Genomic DNA, 14,624 nt, shown 5'->3' on the forward strand with positions numbered 1-14,624 from the left:
GGGCTCTAACATATGTCACGTAAGGACGAAGCATGGACGGCCCAACAAGCTAGTCCGTCGTCGGCCCCTGATCGCCTTCAGCGTTCGCCATTGGGCCGGTAGCGTCCGACTTTGCAGTCTCGGACCGCCCTTCGGCAGCGCCATTCGTTTGGACCTTGTCTTCCGATGCGTTCGGGGCGACTGACGATTGACCCTCCGCCCCTTCCAGTTCGCTTTGAAGGTTGGCCGTCAACTTCTCGAAGCGCTCCCGGTTGGCGTCGATGTTCATGGCCCGCGCCAAGCGCTTCGCACGGGCGATCTGCTCAAGCGGCAACTCCTTGGTTTTAGGCATGTCGTTATCTTGATTCAATGCTCTGTCCCGCAAACCAATGCGTGGCGCGCGGGTTTGTTACAGAAGCGTGAAGGGCTCCAGGACGTCAAACCTCATGCTCTGTTAGGTTCGTTTCGACCCGGCGATCGGCTGGCGCGCGCTCATCGGCGATGGCCTTGGAAAGCTCGGCGCCGAAGAGGAATATCTGAGCCGAATAGAATGCCCAGAACATGAGGACGATAAGCGCGCCGCCGCGCCATAGGGCGAACTGGGCGCCGCGCGGCCGCGATAGATTCCGATCAGGATGGCTCGCAGAACTCTGCGTGCCATCATCCGGGCCTTCGCCGAAACTGTCGCGGCTCAAAAGATCGCTTAAATCAGCGCTCGTCCGTGTTTTTCACAGAGGACTCTTTATTTGTTTGCCTGCTCCCTTGAGGATTGGGAATGAGCCTAAATTGGCCGCCTATGCGTCAGATTGTGGTCAGCCAAGCTGTATATCCTCTCCGCGGAGCTTGTGCGGCACGAGCTCCAGCGTGCAATTGTGCCGAGAGGAGAGCGAATCTGATGTATGGTAGAATCGTCGGATCGTCCAGCCAGCCTGGAAGCGCCAGCCATGTTGATGAATCTGGAGATGAGGGAGAGAGCCCCCGATTTGCGGAGACAGTTGCGGGCATGGAGCCCGGTACGTCGTCGTCGGTGACAACGACGCCATACTCTCTGGCTTCCAAGCCGCCGATCATAGAGATCGATCAAGATTCCTTCGAAAAGGGACTGAGGAGATTTTTGGGCGGCGACATCATGCACATCGCCGGTAACCCAGAAGAGTACTCGGATCGCGTGTCCGGGAAGGCTTGGAACGCAGCAACGGTTGCTGGAGGCTACCTCGACACTTCCGAAGATCCAATCAAGCCAGCACGATTCTACAGCTATCAGTTAGGTGACGAAACTGTCGGGCTTTTAAAAGCAGGTGGGCCGGCTCAAATCAAGGGGGAGCAGTTTTGGCAACAGTTTGGACGTAACAATATCACGTCCGTGGTTGAGCTTCGGGTTACTCATCCGTTGGTCGAGAACGCGGGCGATATTCTGCTGGAGCATCAACTGCGACAGGACGGCGACCATCCCTTGGTCTTGTCACGTCCTGGCACGGAGGGCATGGAACCCCGTCTGACCGAAATGGGTTTTGTCCACATGGGTCGTAATTATTGGGCGCTTGATCCTAACCAGCATCCCGAAGTGTGGGCGAAGAACGAGAGCAACGAGTGGCAGCGAGTAGACAAACCTACGAAGTATCTTACTAAGGTCGAGGATAGTGACACCGCTTCTGAAGCAAGTGTTGAAAGTGCCGAAACGACCTCTTCAGGTGGTGATCCGTCATCCCTCTTGGCGCTGCACTTCGGACAATTGCGCATGGGGTAGAACAGCCGCAATAAAGAGAGACCTGGGCAGGAAATAACGGCTGTTTCGTGAATGGACGCGGCGCCGCGAAGGTCCTAGCGTTAAACGAGGGGGGCGTACGTTAGCAGCGTGCGCCCCGTTCGCCTGCCTATCCTATTCAGACATTAGTGCCGCTAACCACATCCAAATAGCCTTGTGCGATTCTTCCCAGAGCAGCGGCCAGGCACGCTGGCGCGGTGAGGGAAACCATCCTCCAAAACTCGGAACTGGTCGAAGCCCGTTGAGAGCTGGTGACCCGCAACGTGCAAAACTATTGCCCCACATCGGCAACGATGGGGGCTTTGTCGTGGTCCGGCAGGCGTACCGTCGGCCGATTTGGCGCGCAATAGCTGAGGCGCACCCTTTTCCGTGCTTGCCTCAGCACGCCCCACTTTAGGTTATCAAAGGAAATGTAAGTGTTGTTGTTGTACCCGCGTCGCTGCTGGTCTGATCGACGGTACCGCCAATTTGTCTCGCCAGAGAGGTAATCAGCTTAAGGCCCGACCCGTTTTCGTTCGGATGTTGAATGCCGCGACCGTTGTCGGTCACCGTCAATCGAGCCTCGCCGTAGCCGACGCCTCCCACCAAACCTACGCTGATCCTGCCTCCCTCTGCACCGAACGCATGTTTGATGCTGTTCATCGCAGTCTCATTCAAAATGAGGCCAACCGGGAGGGCCCGGTCGATCGCCAATTCGAGCTCGTCGCACTCGACGTCGACTTCAACCTCATCCACCTGATTGCGGATCGCGCTGCAAAGAGCCCGGATGTAATGGGAAAGTCTGACGATCTGCCCTTCTTGGCGAGGGGCAAGCTGGTCATGTGCGAGCGAGATGGCGTTGATGCGGCTGGCCACGTGGTCCAGAGCGCGGTGTGATTCCGGGTCAAGATAGCGGCGCTTCTGGATGGAAATCGAGGACAGGACGAGTTGAAAGTTGTTCTTGACCCGATGTTGCATCTCCCGAAGCAAGATCTGCCCCTTCTTAACTTCCGCGACCGCAGCCATAAGGCTTGCATGTTCTTCCGGTCGCGCATCGCGACGCAGCACAGCGCCTATCAGCGCGGCGGCGGCGGTCAGAAACTCGGTCGTATCCTGCGAAAAGTCTCTCGGCTTCGTACTGTCCACCTCCAGCACGCCCCATGCGGCGCCGCCGATGAGGATCGGGACGTTGCTGACAGCCACGATCCCGTGCTCTGCCAAGAACTCGGAACGAACAAATTCCTTCTGCTCGGCGAAATCTCTGATGCTGACAGGCTCGGCCGTTTGAAAGGCGCGGCCAGGCGGCGAGCGGAGGTCGGCCGACAGCGTGGCGGTGCGGACGGCACTCTCCTTCCAGCCAACTCCCGCAATCAACAGAAGATCGGACGTGTCTGGACGATATTGAAGCACCTTAACATGGTGGATTTCCACGGCTCGGGCAATTTGCAGCACGGCTTGGTCCAAGAAGCGCTCTGTTCCGGCGTCTTCGACCGAAAGACGACCGATATCGACCAAAATGCGGATGTGGCGCCGGAGCTTGTCCAGCAGATCGCCCTCAGTGTGTTCGGTCGAGTGGTCCTCCATTCGTCTCTAACCTCGGGCTTCATGAATTGTGCCTAAGCACCGAGACCGTACGATAGGAACGAAACACTGGAAGCTGGCTTGGTCGCTAAAGGAGCCGCGCCATGAAACCCTCAGGCATCGCATTATGCTGGGCTATCGTCATTCCCTGCGCATCGTTCGCTCAGGGTGGGGGTGGTGGCGGCGCCGGCGGTGTGGCGCTCCTTCGCGGGCGCGGGCGGTTCAGCCGCAACATCTTCCCCCAGTGCGGCAGCGTCTGGCACTGCGAACTCGACCGCGACCACGAGTCCATCCCCAGCGGCCCCGAACGCCAATGCCAATGCGACAACGAGCAACGCCAATGGCACGACTGTGCCCCATTCCGGACCCAATCAGGGAATGGTCAATGGAGGCCGCACAGGCATAGCGAGCCCCGGCACCAATGCAGCCGGAACAGCAGCCTCATCGGGAACGCCGGCCGCCAATGCGCAAGGATCTGCGGCCTCCGGCCGGCATCGGGCAGCCAACGACCATCGACCAGCGTGACAGCGATGGCAAGATCGATCACGAGAACAATAACGTCGACCGGACGGTGAAGAAGATTTGCAAGAATTGCTGAGGGCGGCGTGGCGGGCGGTCTGGTTCACGAGGGACTGCCTCGTGGCAAGAATGTTCTTCATGCGGTGGTTGAGCTCGTCAATGAGGACCTTTTGGGTGCTCTCTGCTCTGCGCTCGCTGATGCCGACCAGCATATTTGCGGCGCCTACCAGGTTGCCTGCGGCGTCGCGCAATGGCGTCGGATAGGGAATAAACGGCACTTGTCTGCGTCCGGGCACTCGGCCACCGCCTCGGCGCCGCGGACCGGGTGGTTTTCGCGCGGCGCGACGATGGCCATCGGGCATTCGTCGTGCGGCAGCGGAGACCCATCGAACCAACAGAGTTTCCAGGTCACGCACCACTCGTCGCCCCGCTGCGGGGTTCTGCCGCCCATCTCGACCGCGGCCCGATTGAAGAAATTGATGCGTCCTTGGGCGTCCATCGTGTAAATGGCCGCCGGCAGAAGATCGCGCACGCGGCTGCTCGCCTTCGCGCAGGCGATCCTCCAGCTGTTGGTGGCGGTAACGTCCTGCGCGACGCGCACGCCATAGAGAAAGCGCTGCCGTTCTAGAAGGATTTCGCCGAGGTGATGCATAAGCGGCGTGTCTCCCGCACCTTGTTGCTGTTGAGCAGACCGGCAATATGCGTTCCGTCTTGAAGAGGACGGTTTGCATATATGATCGAGCGTGTTGTCGACGCATCGGAGCTACGGGTTCGGCGGCGCTGGAGCGGCGAGGTCAAGGGACGGATCGTCGCGGAGTCCTTTGTTCCCGGCGCGATCGTCTCGGACGTCGCGCGGCGCCACGGTCTATCGCCGCAGCATTTGTCGACCTGGCGCAAGGCCGTGCGCGACGGGTTGTTGACGTTGTCGGAACACACGGAGCCGGCGGCGACGAGGCCGGCTGGAGCGGTCGCGATCCAGGAAGCGAGTTCATCAAGCGGCGAGGCTTTTAGCTTGCTCGGCGCTCCACGCCCAGGGCATGAGTTCGTCCAGACGCGAGGCCGGCCAGAGGTTGACGAGTCTGGTGAGGACGTCGGTCAGATAGGCCTGCGGCTCCACGCCGCAGAGCTTGCAGGTCTCAATCAGCGAAGCGATGCAGGCCCAGTTCTCCGCGCCCTCATCATGCCCCGCGAACAGTGCGTTCTTGCGGTTGAGGATAAGAGGACGGATGCTTCGCTCGACAATATTTGTGTCGAGCTCGATGCGGCCGTCGTCAAGGAAGCGCATCAGGCCAACCCAGTGGTTCAAGGCGTAACGGATGTGCTCAGCGATTGTCGCTTTGCCCGAGACGCGGGTGAGTTGCTGCTCGAACCAGGCCTTGAGCGCCAGCACCAGCGGCTTGCTGCGCTCCTGGCGGATGGCACGACGCTCATCGGCGCTGCGGCCCCTGATCGTCTTCTCGATCGCAGAGAGAGCGGCAATACGCTCGAGCGCTTCGCTCGCGATCGGAGCAGGACCGTCCTGGACAACGTCGAAGAAGCGTCGCCGCAGATGAGCCCAGCAGAAGGCGAGCGTGATCGCCGCGTCAGGCGCGGTGTCGGCAATGGTCTTGTAGACGGTGTAGCCGTCGCATTGCACGATGCCGCGATAACCGTCGAGCAGCTTGAGCGCGTGGACGGCGCCGCGACCAGGCGCATAAGTGTAGGCCACTGCCGGCGGATCGGCCCCGGCCCACGGCCGATCGTCGCGCGCGATCGCCCAGAAGAAGCCTTTCTTGGTGCGGCCGCGGCCGGGATCGAGCACAGGCGCTGTGGTCTCGTCCACCGCGATCTTGTTCGCGGTCAAAATGATCTCGCGCAGCCTGAGCCAGAGCGGACGAAGCTCTGCGCCTGCATAGCCCACCCAGAACGCCAAAACCGAGCGCTTGATGTCGATACCCTGCGCCAGCAGCATCTGAGCCTGCCGATACAGCGGCAGGTGCCAGGCATATTTGGCGACCAGAACATGGGCGACCATCGCCTCGGTCGGCAAGCCGCCCTTGATCAGCCGCTCTGGTGCCGGCGCCTGAACCACGCCATCCGTGCAGGCCCGACAGGCATATTTGGGACGATGGGTGACGATCACGCGGAACTGTGCCGGGACGACGTCGAGCCGCCGTGAGGTCTCCTCACCGATCACATGCAGAGGCGTGCGGCAGCACGGACAGTTGGTATCCTCCGGGGCAATCGTGACGTCGATATGCGGCAGATGGGCCGGAAGCGCACCACGGCTGGCGCGGCGCCGTTCAGCACGCTGGCGTGCGCCTGCCGTGTCCTTCCTGTCCTGGACCGCTTCATCGCCGGCAATGGCCTGCTCGATGTCCTCGATCGCCAGCTGCAACTGCTCAGGATCGAGCTTCTCCGAGCGGCGACCGAACTGCGCGCGTTGCAGCTGGCGCAAGAGATGCTGAAGGCGATCCATTTGCGACAGCGCCTGATCGCGTTCGACGATCGCCGCGTCGCACTTTGCGATCGCCGCGTCGCGCTCCGCGCGTGCCGCCGCAACCAGCGCCTGCAGCGCCTCGATCTCGGTCGGAAGTTGATCCGTGGTCTCGCTCACGCCCGGTACTCAAGCTGATTCGCGGGCCCTTGTGGAAGACTGCAGCCGACATGATTCAATTGGTCACAGGGTTCACGACGTTGCGCTCGGCTGACCAATGTCGCGGGCATCCAGGCGCGACCAATCCAGGCCGTCCATCAGCGCGGCGAGCTGTGAGGCAGACAAACGCATCACGCCATCGCTGATCGGCGGCCAGCGGAACGCGCTATGCTCCAGCCGCTTCCACAGCAGCACGAGCCCGGACCCGTCCCAGGCAAAAATCTTCAAACGGTCCGCTCGCTTTGAACGGAAGACGAAAATCGTTCCCGCGAACGGATCATGGTGGAGTTGCTCGCGCACCAGCGCGGCGAGACCATCGGCACCTTTGCGGTTATGTGGTGAACCACATAACCGCAATTATGCGGAGCCTACGATTATGTGGAGTGCGCGGCCGTTCGATCCGAGATCCGCTCCGTTATCAACAGTTTAGTTCCCAGTGCCCTCTTCCCCGCTGCGCATAATCTGAGGCCTCCCTTCCTGTCTTGATGGCAACGAAAGGGAGACAAGGAATGGTCAAGTTGAGTGAGAACCACTGCCACGGGCAGCGCTGCATGGACGCAGGCGATCTTGCCCCGCTGGTGACGGAGTTCGCACGACACCTGACGGTGTTGGGGCATTCGAGCTTGACGGTGAGCGGCTATGACGCCGCAGCCCGTCACCTCGCGCAATGGCTGACGCTGTCCAAGGTCGCAGTCACCGACATCGATGATGGCGTCACCGATCGGTTCGCTCGGCATCGCTGTCGATGCCCCGGCATACGTCGCGTGAAGGGCGTGTCCAAGAAGTACGTGAGGCGGGTGTGCCGGTTCGTCAAGTTTCTCGGCGAGCGCGGGATCGTCCAGCGCAAGCCGAAGCTCGCATTACCGACGCTCGACCGGTGGGTAGTCGAGTTCCAGGACTGGCTGCGGCAGCATCGCGGCGTCACAGAGCTGACAATAGATCGACATGGTCGCATGGTCATGCGGCTGCTCCCGGCGCTTGGCAGCAAGCCGCGAAGCTGGAATGCCCAACTCATTCGCGAGGTGATCATTGCAGAGACGAAACGGGTCTCGCTCGCCTCTGTGAAGACTATGACGATGGCGCTGAGAGGATATTTGCGGTTCCTCACCGCGCGGGGGTTGTGCCGGGCGGGACTCGATCATGCTGTGCCAATCATTCCGCAGTGGCGACTGTCGTCGCTGCCGCGATACATCAGCTCGTCAGATGTCGAGACGTTGATTGCAACGTGCGACCAGACCACGGCGACTGGCGTTCGTGATCGGGCGATCCTGCTGCTGTTGGCACGACTGGGCTTGCGGGCCGGCGACATTCTCTCTCTTCGTCTCACCGATATTGATTGGCAACAGGCGACGCTGTCGGTTCGTGGCAAGGGGCGGCGGGAGACGAGATTACCATTGCCGCAAGACGCCGGCGATGCCGTGCTCGCTTATCTGGATCAGGCCCGGCCGCACGTCGCCGATGGTCGAATCTTCTTCATGTCGAATGCACCAATCCGGCCACTGACAGGTTCGAGCGCAGTCTCTGACATTGTGCGTGGTGGAATACGGAAGGCGGGCATCCCCGCTCCGTCGAATGGGGCCAACCTGCTTCGGCATTCGGCCGCGACCGCCATGCTGCGGGGCGGCGCGACGCTCGACACAGTTGGCGCCGTGCTGCGCCACCGCTCACCGGACATGACCGCGCACTATGCCAAAGTCGACGTGACGATGCTGCTGCAGATCGCGCAACCCTGGCCGGGAGATGTGTGATGCTGAGCAAATATCTTGCCAAATATGTGGACCAGCAGCAGTCGCTGGGGTTCAAGTTCCGCGTCCAGCAAATCCTGCTGAGGGGCTACGTCGGCTTCGCCGAGGAGCGCGGCGACCGGCACATCAGAAGCGCCCGCGTCCTGGCATGGGCCGCACGTGCGCCGTCACCGGAGCAGCGCCGTAACCGGTTGCTTACCGTGCGGCGGTTCGCGCTGGCGATGCACGCCGAGAATCCGCGCCATCAGGTTCCGGCGGCGGATGCACTCGGCCACGCCGTCGTCAAGCGGCGATCGCCGTATATCTATAGTGCAGACGAGATCGCACGATTGCTTCGCGCTGCGGCGGAACTCCGGCCGGCGGGCTCGATCAGACCGACCATGTATGCAACGCTCTTCGGCCTGCTCACCGCTACCGGAATGCGGATCGCAGAAGCATTGGCGCTGCAGATCGACGATGTGACTGCCGATGGACTCGTCGTCCGGCAAACGAAGTTCCAGAAGAGCCGGCTGTTGCCGCTTCACGCAACAGCTCGGCTGGCGCTCGACAGATATCTGGTCGCCCGGCGGCTGCTGACCACCACAGATCGTGCCCTCTTCGTATCGGTTGCCGGGCAGTCGCTACCCTACAACACTGTGCGACGCATCTTCCTGCAGCTCCTCGATGGTACCAATCTCAGGGGCGCGTACTCGGGGCGAGATCCGCGCATCCACGATCTGCGCCACACCTTCGCGGTCCGCTCGCTGGAGCAGTGCCGCCACGATCGTGCTGCGGTCGCCCGCCATATCGTGGCGCTCAGCACTTACCTCGGCCATGCCCACGTGACCGACACCTATTGGTACTTGCAGGCGACGCCGGCCCTGATGGGCCAGATCGCCGAGGCCGGCGAGGCATTGCTCATTGGAGGTGCCGCATGACCGCGCTCGCCCCCTATCTGAGCAGCTTCCTGCGGGAGCACCTGCCCAAAGAACGCAGGGCGAGCCAGCATACCAGCGAAGCGTATGCCCAGAGCTTCCAGCTGCTGCTCCTCTTTGCCGCCGGTCGGCTCAAGCTCAAGCCATCGAAGATCGAGATCGAACGGCTCGACGCGCCGCTGATCTTGGCATTCCTGGAGCATCTAGAGAAGCAGCGCGGCAACTCGGCGCGAACCCGCAATGCCCGGCTCGCTGCGATCAACTCGTTCTTCCGTTACCTGGAATACAGGGTACCATCCTGCCTCGACCAATCATGTCGGATCCATGCGATCCCGATGAAGAAGACCGATCAGGCGCTCGTCGGCTATCTCACCCGTGACGAGCTGCAGGCTCTGTTAGATGCGCCAGACGCGAGCACCGTGTCCGGCATCCGTGATCGAGCGATGCTGCATCTGGCCTTCGCCGCAGGCATGCGCGTGTCGGAACTGGTGGGTCTCCGGCTCGATCAGATCGACCGCCAGACCATGTCCAGCGTGCACATCATGGGCAAGGGCCGACGTGAACGTGTCTTGCCGCTCTGGAAGCAGACGGCCGCAACTGTAAAGGCTTGGCTCAAAGTGCGTCCAGTCAGCAGCGTTCCTGAGTTGTTCTGCAACGCCCGTGCCCAGGCGATGACCCGCTCAGGCTTTGAATACATCCTGAGCAAACATGTCGCCACCGCCGCTCGCAAAGCGCCTTCGATCGTTGGCAAAGGCGTCAGTCCGCACGTACTGCGCCATACCTGCGCCATGCATACGCTTCAGGCGACCCGGGACGTCCGGAAAGTCTCGCTGTGGCTCGGACACGCCAGCCTGCAAAGCACCGAGGTCTACCTTCGCGCCGATCCGACAGAGAAGCTCGAAGCGCTTGCCGCCATGACGCCGCCGATGCTGACGCCCGGTCGCTTCCGGGCGCCCGACAAGCTTCTGGCCATGCTGAGCACGGCCGGACGCAAGCCGAATTATGCGGAGTGAGACATACGAGAAAACCGCGGCGGGCAGCAACTTCTCGCCGCGCACTCCGCATAATCGTAGGCTCCGCATAATTACGAAAGTCGACCGGCCGCGTCGCGACCATGATCTTCACGCCCGCCGAAGCCGCGATCATGTCGTCGCCCTCACGGCCCGCAGCACATCGCGCAGCCAGGCCGGATCGACCCCCGCCGCTGCGCGAACTACCGCATCACCAATCTCGATGCTGATCGTTATCCCGTTCCGCGTTGCCGCTTCCACGCACATCCCAGCGGGGCGAAGCTCCGACACCACCGGAACGAAGAGCGGTGCATCCTCCGCCGGCAAGGTCAGCAGACCGGCACGCGCGGCCTTGCGCCAAGCAAACAGGTGTTGCGGTGAGAGGTCATGCCGGCGCGCCACCTCGGACACAACTGTGCCCGGCGCATATGACTCCGCCACGATCCGCCCCTTGACCGCGGCGCTCCACCGCCGCCGACGCCCCGCTCCGACCTGGATATCCACCCGGCCCCGTGGCTCTGAAGCGTCAACTATATGGTCAACCATATATGCGAACCTTACTGTATATGACGGCTCGCATGTTGCCGATCAGCTCACGCCGAACAAGGTGCGGGAGACACACCGCTTACTCTGGATCGTTTGCGCCGGTGTAATCATGCCGCACCACACGGGCTCGTCCGTCGGCAAGCTTCAAATCCTTCATCGTGGCAAGAAAGGTCTCGACTTCGACCTCGACGGCCTGCGCCAGAAGCTGCCGCGCACCAGCACGCAGGATATTGGATCGTTGATCTCGTCGGGCTGACGAAGCGGAATACTGTTGCTAGTCTCGTTCATGGCGTATCGCTCTCCTTGAGAGGTTCTGGCAGGATTCGACACCCGCCTCGATACGCCACCTATCTCAGTCCGTCATCACCCAGTTTCCCTCATAGCTCCCTTGGCTGTGGTAGGCCTCTCAATCGAACTTGTAGGAAGCCTGAAAGAACGTACCCCAGCGCTCCATGCTGTACTTCGCAAAACCGGTCGGTACGCAGCCGCTGCTGCTGCACTCAGACTCGCCACCCCTTTTGGTCCACATGGCCCAATAGCGGCCACCGACGCCGACGCTGATGTTCTTGGTGATAAGGTAGGACAAGACACCTTCAACCTGAACGCCGCCGCCACCGTTGCCGTGTTGTTCAGTGAAAGTGGTCTCCGGGCGCAAGAGATGATGGTCACGCCCCTTGAAATCGGTCCAAGGCAGGTAAGCGACATCCGAGCTCAAACGCCAACGCTCGGTGAGCATGGTTTCGGCGCTTAGGCCGATACGAGGTGCATTCCATTGAGTATCCTGGCTGCCAATGATTTGATCAGCGGCCGCCGGGCATGGAAACATGGGGTTGGCAATCTGCATGCATCCGATCGAGTCGGAGCTCTGGGCGTAATAGGTCCAACCCATGAATCCGCCGACCTTGTAGGTGGCGCCGCGCAGGAAATCGTAACCTAGGTCCGCCGTGTAATACGTGAACCTTCCGTTTGCTTGGCCTGATACGTTGTTGACATAGGACAGATATTCCCAAATGCCCCAATCTTCATTGTTTATTTTTCCCTTGTTGAAGCACCCGGTGCCAATATTGCTCTTCAAGAATGCTCCCCAGGGGCTGTCTAGACGGCCAAATAACTCCCCGGAAAATCCGTCAAGTCCGTGATAAGTGAGCCTCGAGATGAGAATGCTGGGGTCTTCGAGGCTGCCATAGGGCACTGCGCTGTGATCCCATTGGAATCTTCCGCGGCTGAGCCAGAGCCGCGTGCCGCCTTCGAACGACCAACCGGGCGTGTAAGCAATCGGCGGCGCACCGGCGGGGGCTTTTGCGTAGAGCGGCGCGTCGCCCCATTGCGCCGTCCAAGGGTTAGCGCCAAAATGGTAGTTCAACCCGATCTTTGCGATGTGATAGTTGCTAGACAGGCTGGTTGTGTTCGCCGGCAGAATCGCGAATGGTGGAAACTGCACGGTCGGAGGGGTCTCGACCCTCGGGCCGCCGAAATGCAGGTAGTCATACTCAGCTTTGACGGACCATGCAGGCGTAAGCGCCTGCTCGACACCCAACCCGATGATGCCACCGACACGACCATAAGCAAAATGGGTTTTCTCCTGTAGCGGCCACCGGTCAAACTCATGGTTATTGAGGACGTCGCCTTGATTGTTCTGCCAAGCGACGCCCCCCTTGACGTAGGCCAGGGTGTGGCCCTGCGGGCCAAAGGCATAACCGACCCGACCGGTACCGCTGGCAATGACGTTGGGACTTGCCTTGCAGTTCGCGCTCACAACAAAGCCGGAGGCAGCGAGGCAGGTACTCGTGCCGTGGGAGACAGCACCGCTGGCATCCAATTCGAGGCCAAACACCCAGCTATTCTTCTGCCAATTGTAGCCGATCTGCCCACCTGCCAGGAACACAGGGGTATCGACGACGTCGCCATAGATTGACGGGCCGTAGGAATTACTGACGGACGTCCGGCCATAACCACCGCCGAGGTGCCCTCCAATATATCCACCGGACCAGCCCCACACAGCCGATGGCAGTTGCACTGCTGGCTCAAGGTCTGCCGAATTGGCCGCACCGCATGCGACGAGCGCAATTGTTGTGGCTCCCCAAAAAAGAAGTCCAGATCGCATCAAATACTCCGCTGCGCTTCCCCATCCACAACCGAGCGCCTTCGCGCTGGCATCAGTGATGGCGCCGCGAATGAAGCAAGCAGCATGCCGCTTAAAAGAGGCTCTCCAGGCGCCAGGTACGCGTTAAATTTGCGACATTCGGGCTCAAGCCCGACAATCGCGCTGCTAGCGTTCGACAGTAATGTTGCGAAACGCGAAGCCGCCATTCTCGCTGTAACACCAGAAGGAGACTCTGTTGGTCTGAACAGAATTGCGAATTAGCTGTCGATTCTTACGTGAAGCGTTCGAATCCAGTGGACATTATCAATACGAGCCGTGCCGGCCTGGACGCTGGATCCTTCTAACTGCCGAGAGGTGACACTTGGTTCGCTGCGCTATTGAAATCGCACCTCGCGGGAAAATATCTGACGAGCGATGATTCAGGCAACGCGGCACGCAGAGGAGACGCTCGTCATCAGCCTCGTCCGGCTTGTCATGATTACCCACGCGATAATCCGGCTTCGCCGAGCTCGGCTTACGTGAGTGTTCGTGACAGCGGTCGTCTGCTGCTCGACGGTGCGGCCGACGACCACCAATCATTCATCCTCGGAGCGTTATCTGCGGTAAGCGCTGGGAAAGACCATGTCCTGGTCGACGAGGACGCTGAACATATAGCCAGGTCGAGTGGGCTGGACGTTCAGGTTCTTGCTGATCGTCTGTCCGGCGACGCGGCCAAATGTCTCCGCGAAGCTGTTTCGCGCGGCGTCGGACGGTGTCTGCCGATAGCCATAAGGCGAACCGGCCGGCACCGACATATCAATGGCCGCGCCGATCGCGACGATCAGGATCGCGGTGCCGAATACCTGGAAATAATGATTGTCGACTTGATCATTGAAGCCACCACAGCCTCCCACGTCGGTGCCCGCCATGCCTCCGATCTGCAAAGTCGCGCCGTTCGGGAAAATGATGTCAGTCCAGACCACGCTGGCGTTGCCGCTCACGCAGGTACTGCTCGTAAGCCTCCCGTTCGAGGCGCGCCCCCATAGCTCTTCCGGCTAGAGCTGTCAGCCGGACCGCCCTTCGGTCTGCGGACGGCCGGGAAGGGATGTTCGCCGGCTTGGTGCGTCGGGCGCCGGCGGTGCCGGCTGGAATGTCTGTGTTTTTTGTTGATCGCCGATGATGCCGGTGGAGACCCCTTCTTAAGCTGGTCGGCATGGGTCGACGCCGGGTTGGATGACGCGGTGTCGATGCCGGCGGCACGACGGAAGTACAAACCGCGCGACGTCAGGCCGTAGAAGATGACGGCGAAGAACACGATCACCGGCACGATCGCGACGATGATCTGCAGCCGGTTCAGGCGACGGATTCCTTTGCCCTCCGCTTCCTTCGGAGCGCCGCCGAGCTTCAGCGATTGGGTCATGATGACCCCTTTACCCGCGCTGCATAACGGAAAGAGGGCTGGCCGGCGATGCGCCAGCGGCGGTTGTGCTATAAGCGCGGCCGAGCTCGACGCTGCCAGCAGCTCAAGCAGGAGACCGAGAGTTATGCCAACGCTGGCGCTCGAAAGCCAAAAGAAATCCAGGGGCTAGAAGCGTGCATAATATCCGCTGCCTTGGTCGACGACCGGTTTCACGATCTAGCCTTCCGAGAGTGCGGCCGGGGTGTAGACGCCGACCACGAACGGCTTTTGGATGGACGGCCTTCGCGGCACCGATATCACGGTGATCGCCGGTGCGGCGATCGCCGATCGCGAAGGCTATGACAGCACCATGATGGAGATCAGCGCCGGTCGCGCGCGCCGGCTCTAAGGCCAGCGTATGCCGGTCCCGGTCTCGACGTGGCAATCCTGGCTCGCATGGACGGGGTGG

15 protein-coding genes and 3 pseudogenes are annotated in these 14,624 nt (G+C 61.0%); 6 read left to right on the forward strand and 12 right to left on the reverse strand.

The annotated features are described in order from the left end of the window. Positions 1-49: 49 nt before the first annotated feature. Complete coding sequence (locus ACOIX3_RS11035) at positions 50-331, reverse strand: hypothetical protein (protein WP_420969800.1); 282 nt, start codon at positions 329-331, stop codon at positions 50-52. 85 nt (positions 332-416) lie between these two features. Beyond that, on the reverse strand, positions 417-674 hold the full coding sequence (locus ACOIX3_RS11040; RefSeq protein WP_420969801.1) for a hypothetical protein: 258 nt from the start codon (positions 672-674) through the stop codon (positions 417-419). A 200-nt stretch (positions 675-874) separates the two neighbouring features. On the opposite strand from ACOIX3_RS11040, the gene ACOIX3_RS11045 reads away from it, so the two are divergent. Continuing rightward, a complete protein-coding gene (locus ACOIX3_RS11045; RefSeq protein WP_420969802.1) occupies positions 875-1,726 on the forward strand; it encodes a host specificity protein in 852 nt (283 codons plus the stop codon). Between the two features lie 411 nt (positions 1,727-2,137). Here the strand turns inward: ACOIX3_RS11045 and ACOIX3_RS11050 are convergent, their stop codons facing one another. Continuing rightward, on the reverse strand, positions 2,138-3,307 hold the full coding sequence (locus tag ACOIX3_RS11050) for a sensor histidine kinase (RefSeq protein WP_420969803.1): 1,170 nt from the start codon (positions 3,305-3,307) through the stop codon (positions 2,138-2,140). 418 nt (positions 3,308-3,725) lie between these two features. On the opposite strand from ACOIX3_RS11050, the gene ACOIX3_RS11055 reads away from it, so the two are divergent. Then, entirely contained in the window at positions 3,726-3,902 is a 177-nt protein-coding gene (locus ACOIX3_RS11055; RefSeq protein WP_420971990.1) for a hypothetical protein, read from the forward strand. A 31-nt stretch (positions 3,903-3,933) separates the two neighbouring features. On the opposite strand, the pseudogene ACOIX3_RS11060 reads toward ACOIX3_RS11055, so the two are convergent. Together ACOIX3_RS11060 and ACOIX3_RS11065 are read right to left on the reverse strand one after the other, a co-directional pair. Next, positions 3,934-4,035: pseudogene (locus ACOIX3_RS11060) on the reverse strand (hypothetical protein); the annotation flags it as partial. Between the two features lie 11 nt (positions 4,036-4,046). Beyond that, positions 4,047-4,475 carry a hypothetical protein gene (locus ACOIX3_RS11065; protein ID WP_420969804.1) on the reverse strand — a complete coding sequence of 143 codons (429 nt, stop codon included), beginning with the start codon at positions 4,473-4,475 and terminating at the stop codon, positions 4,047-4,049. Positions 4,476-4,556: 81 nt separating this feature from the next. Between ACOIX3_RS11065 and ACOIX3_RS11070 the strand changes: the two are divergent. Next, positions 4,557-4,703, forward strand: a pseudogene (locus ACOIX3_RS11070) (transposase); the annotation flags it as partial. 111 nt (positions 4,704-4,814) lie between these two features. On the opposite strand, the gene ACOIX3_RS11075 reads toward ACOIX3_RS11070, so the two are convergent. Together ACOIX3_RS11075 and tnpB are read right to left on the reverse strand one after the other, a co-directional pair. After that, positions 4,815-6,419 carry an IS66-like element ISBj7 family transposase gene (locus tag ACOIX3_RS11075; protein ID WP_420969805.1) on the reverse strand — a complete coding sequence of 535 codons (1,605 nt, stop codon included), beginning with the start codon at positions 6,417-6,419 and terminating at the stop codon, positions 4,815-4,817. Positions 6,420-6,491: 72 nt separating this feature from the next. Further along, complete coding sequence (tnpB, locus tag ACOIX3_RS11080) at positions 6,492-6,815, reverse strand: IS66 family insertion sequence element accessory protein TnpB (protein WP_420969807.1); 324 nt, start codon at positions 6,813-6,815, stop codon at positions 6,492-6,494. 152 nt (positions 6,816-6,967) lie between these two features. Here tnpB and ACOIX3_RS11085 point away from each other — a divergent pair, with 152 nt between their 5' ends. The 3 genes from ACOIX3_RS11085 to ACOIX3_RS11095 are packed head-to-tail and all read left to right on the forward strand — an operon-like array spanning position 6,968 to position 10,130. Further along, positions 6,968-8,206 carry a tyrosine-type recombinase/integrase gene (locus tag ACOIX3_RS11085; RefSeq protein ID WP_420965360.1) on the forward strand — a complete coding sequence of 413 codons (1,239 nt, stop codon included), beginning with the start codon at positions 6,968-6,970 and terminating at the stop codon, positions 8,204-8,206. Beyond that, a complete protein-coding gene (locus ACOIX3_RS11090; RefSeq protein WP_420965359.1) occupies positions 8,206-9,120 on the forward strand; it encodes a tyrosine-type recombinase/integrase in 915 nt (304 codons plus the stop codon). Before ACOIX3_RS11085 ends, ACOIX3_RS11090 begins: the two co-directional genes overlap by 1 nt. Beyond that, positions 9,117-10,130 carry a tyrosine-type recombinase/integrase gene (locus ACOIX3_RS11095; RefSeq protein WP_420965358.1) on the forward strand — a complete coding sequence of 338 codons (1,014 nt, stop codon included), beginning with the start codon at positions 9,117-9,119 and terminating at the stop codon, positions 10,128-10,130. The genes ACOIX3_RS11090 and ACOIX3_RS11095 overlap by 4 nt, the downstream gene beginning before the upstream one ends. Before the next feature lie 129 nt (positions 10,131-10,259). On the opposite strand, the gene ACOIX3_RS11100 is transcribed toward ACOIX3_RS11095, so the two are convergent. The 5 genes and pseudogenes from ACOIX3_RS11100 to ACOIX3_RS11120 all read right to left on the reverse strand — a co-directional run bounded on the left by ACOIX3_RS11100 (position 10,260) and on the right by ACOIX3_RS11120 (position 14,176). Beyond that, entirely contained in the window at positions 10,260-10,568 is a 309-nt protein-coding gene (locus tag ACOIX3_RS11100) for a transposase (protein ID WP_420969808.1), read from the reverse strand. A 208-nt stretch (positions 10,569-10,776) separates the two neighbouring features. Further along, positions 10,777-10,961, reverse strand: a pseudogene (locus ACOIX3_RS11105) (IS256 family transposase); the annotation flags it as partial. Positions 10,962-11,079: 118 nt separating this feature from the next. Continuing rightward, positions 11,080-12,777 (reverse strand): outer membrane protein, encoded by a 1,698-nt coding sequence (locus tag ACOIX3_RS11110; RefSeq protein WP_420969809.1) that lies wholly within the window; start codon positions 12,775-12,777, stop codon positions 11,080-11,082. A gap of 593 nt (positions 12,778-13,370) precedes the next feature. After that, positions 13,371-13,757, reverse strand: coding sequence for a TrbI/VirB10 family protein (locus ACOIX3_RS11115; RefSeq protein WP_420969810.1), 387 nt, complete (start codon positions 13,755-13,757; stop codon positions 13,371-13,373). Next, positions 13,754-14,176: a hypothetical protein gene (locus ACOIX3_RS11120; protein WP_420969811.1), complete on the reverse strand. Its 423-nt coding sequence runs from the start codon at positions 14,174-14,176 to the stop codon at positions 13,754-13,756. The genes ACOIX3_RS11115 and ACOIX3_RS11120 overlap by 4 nt, the downstream gene beginning before the upstream one ends. Between the last annotated feature and the right edge of the window lie 448 nt (positions 14,177-14,624).

The sequence above is a fragment of the Bradyrhizobium sp. B120 genome, assembly GCF_049075665.1.
In the GTDB taxonomy this organism is placed as follows: Bacteria; Pseudomonadota; Alphaproteobacteria; order Rhizobiales; family Xanthobacteraceae; genus Bradyrhizobium.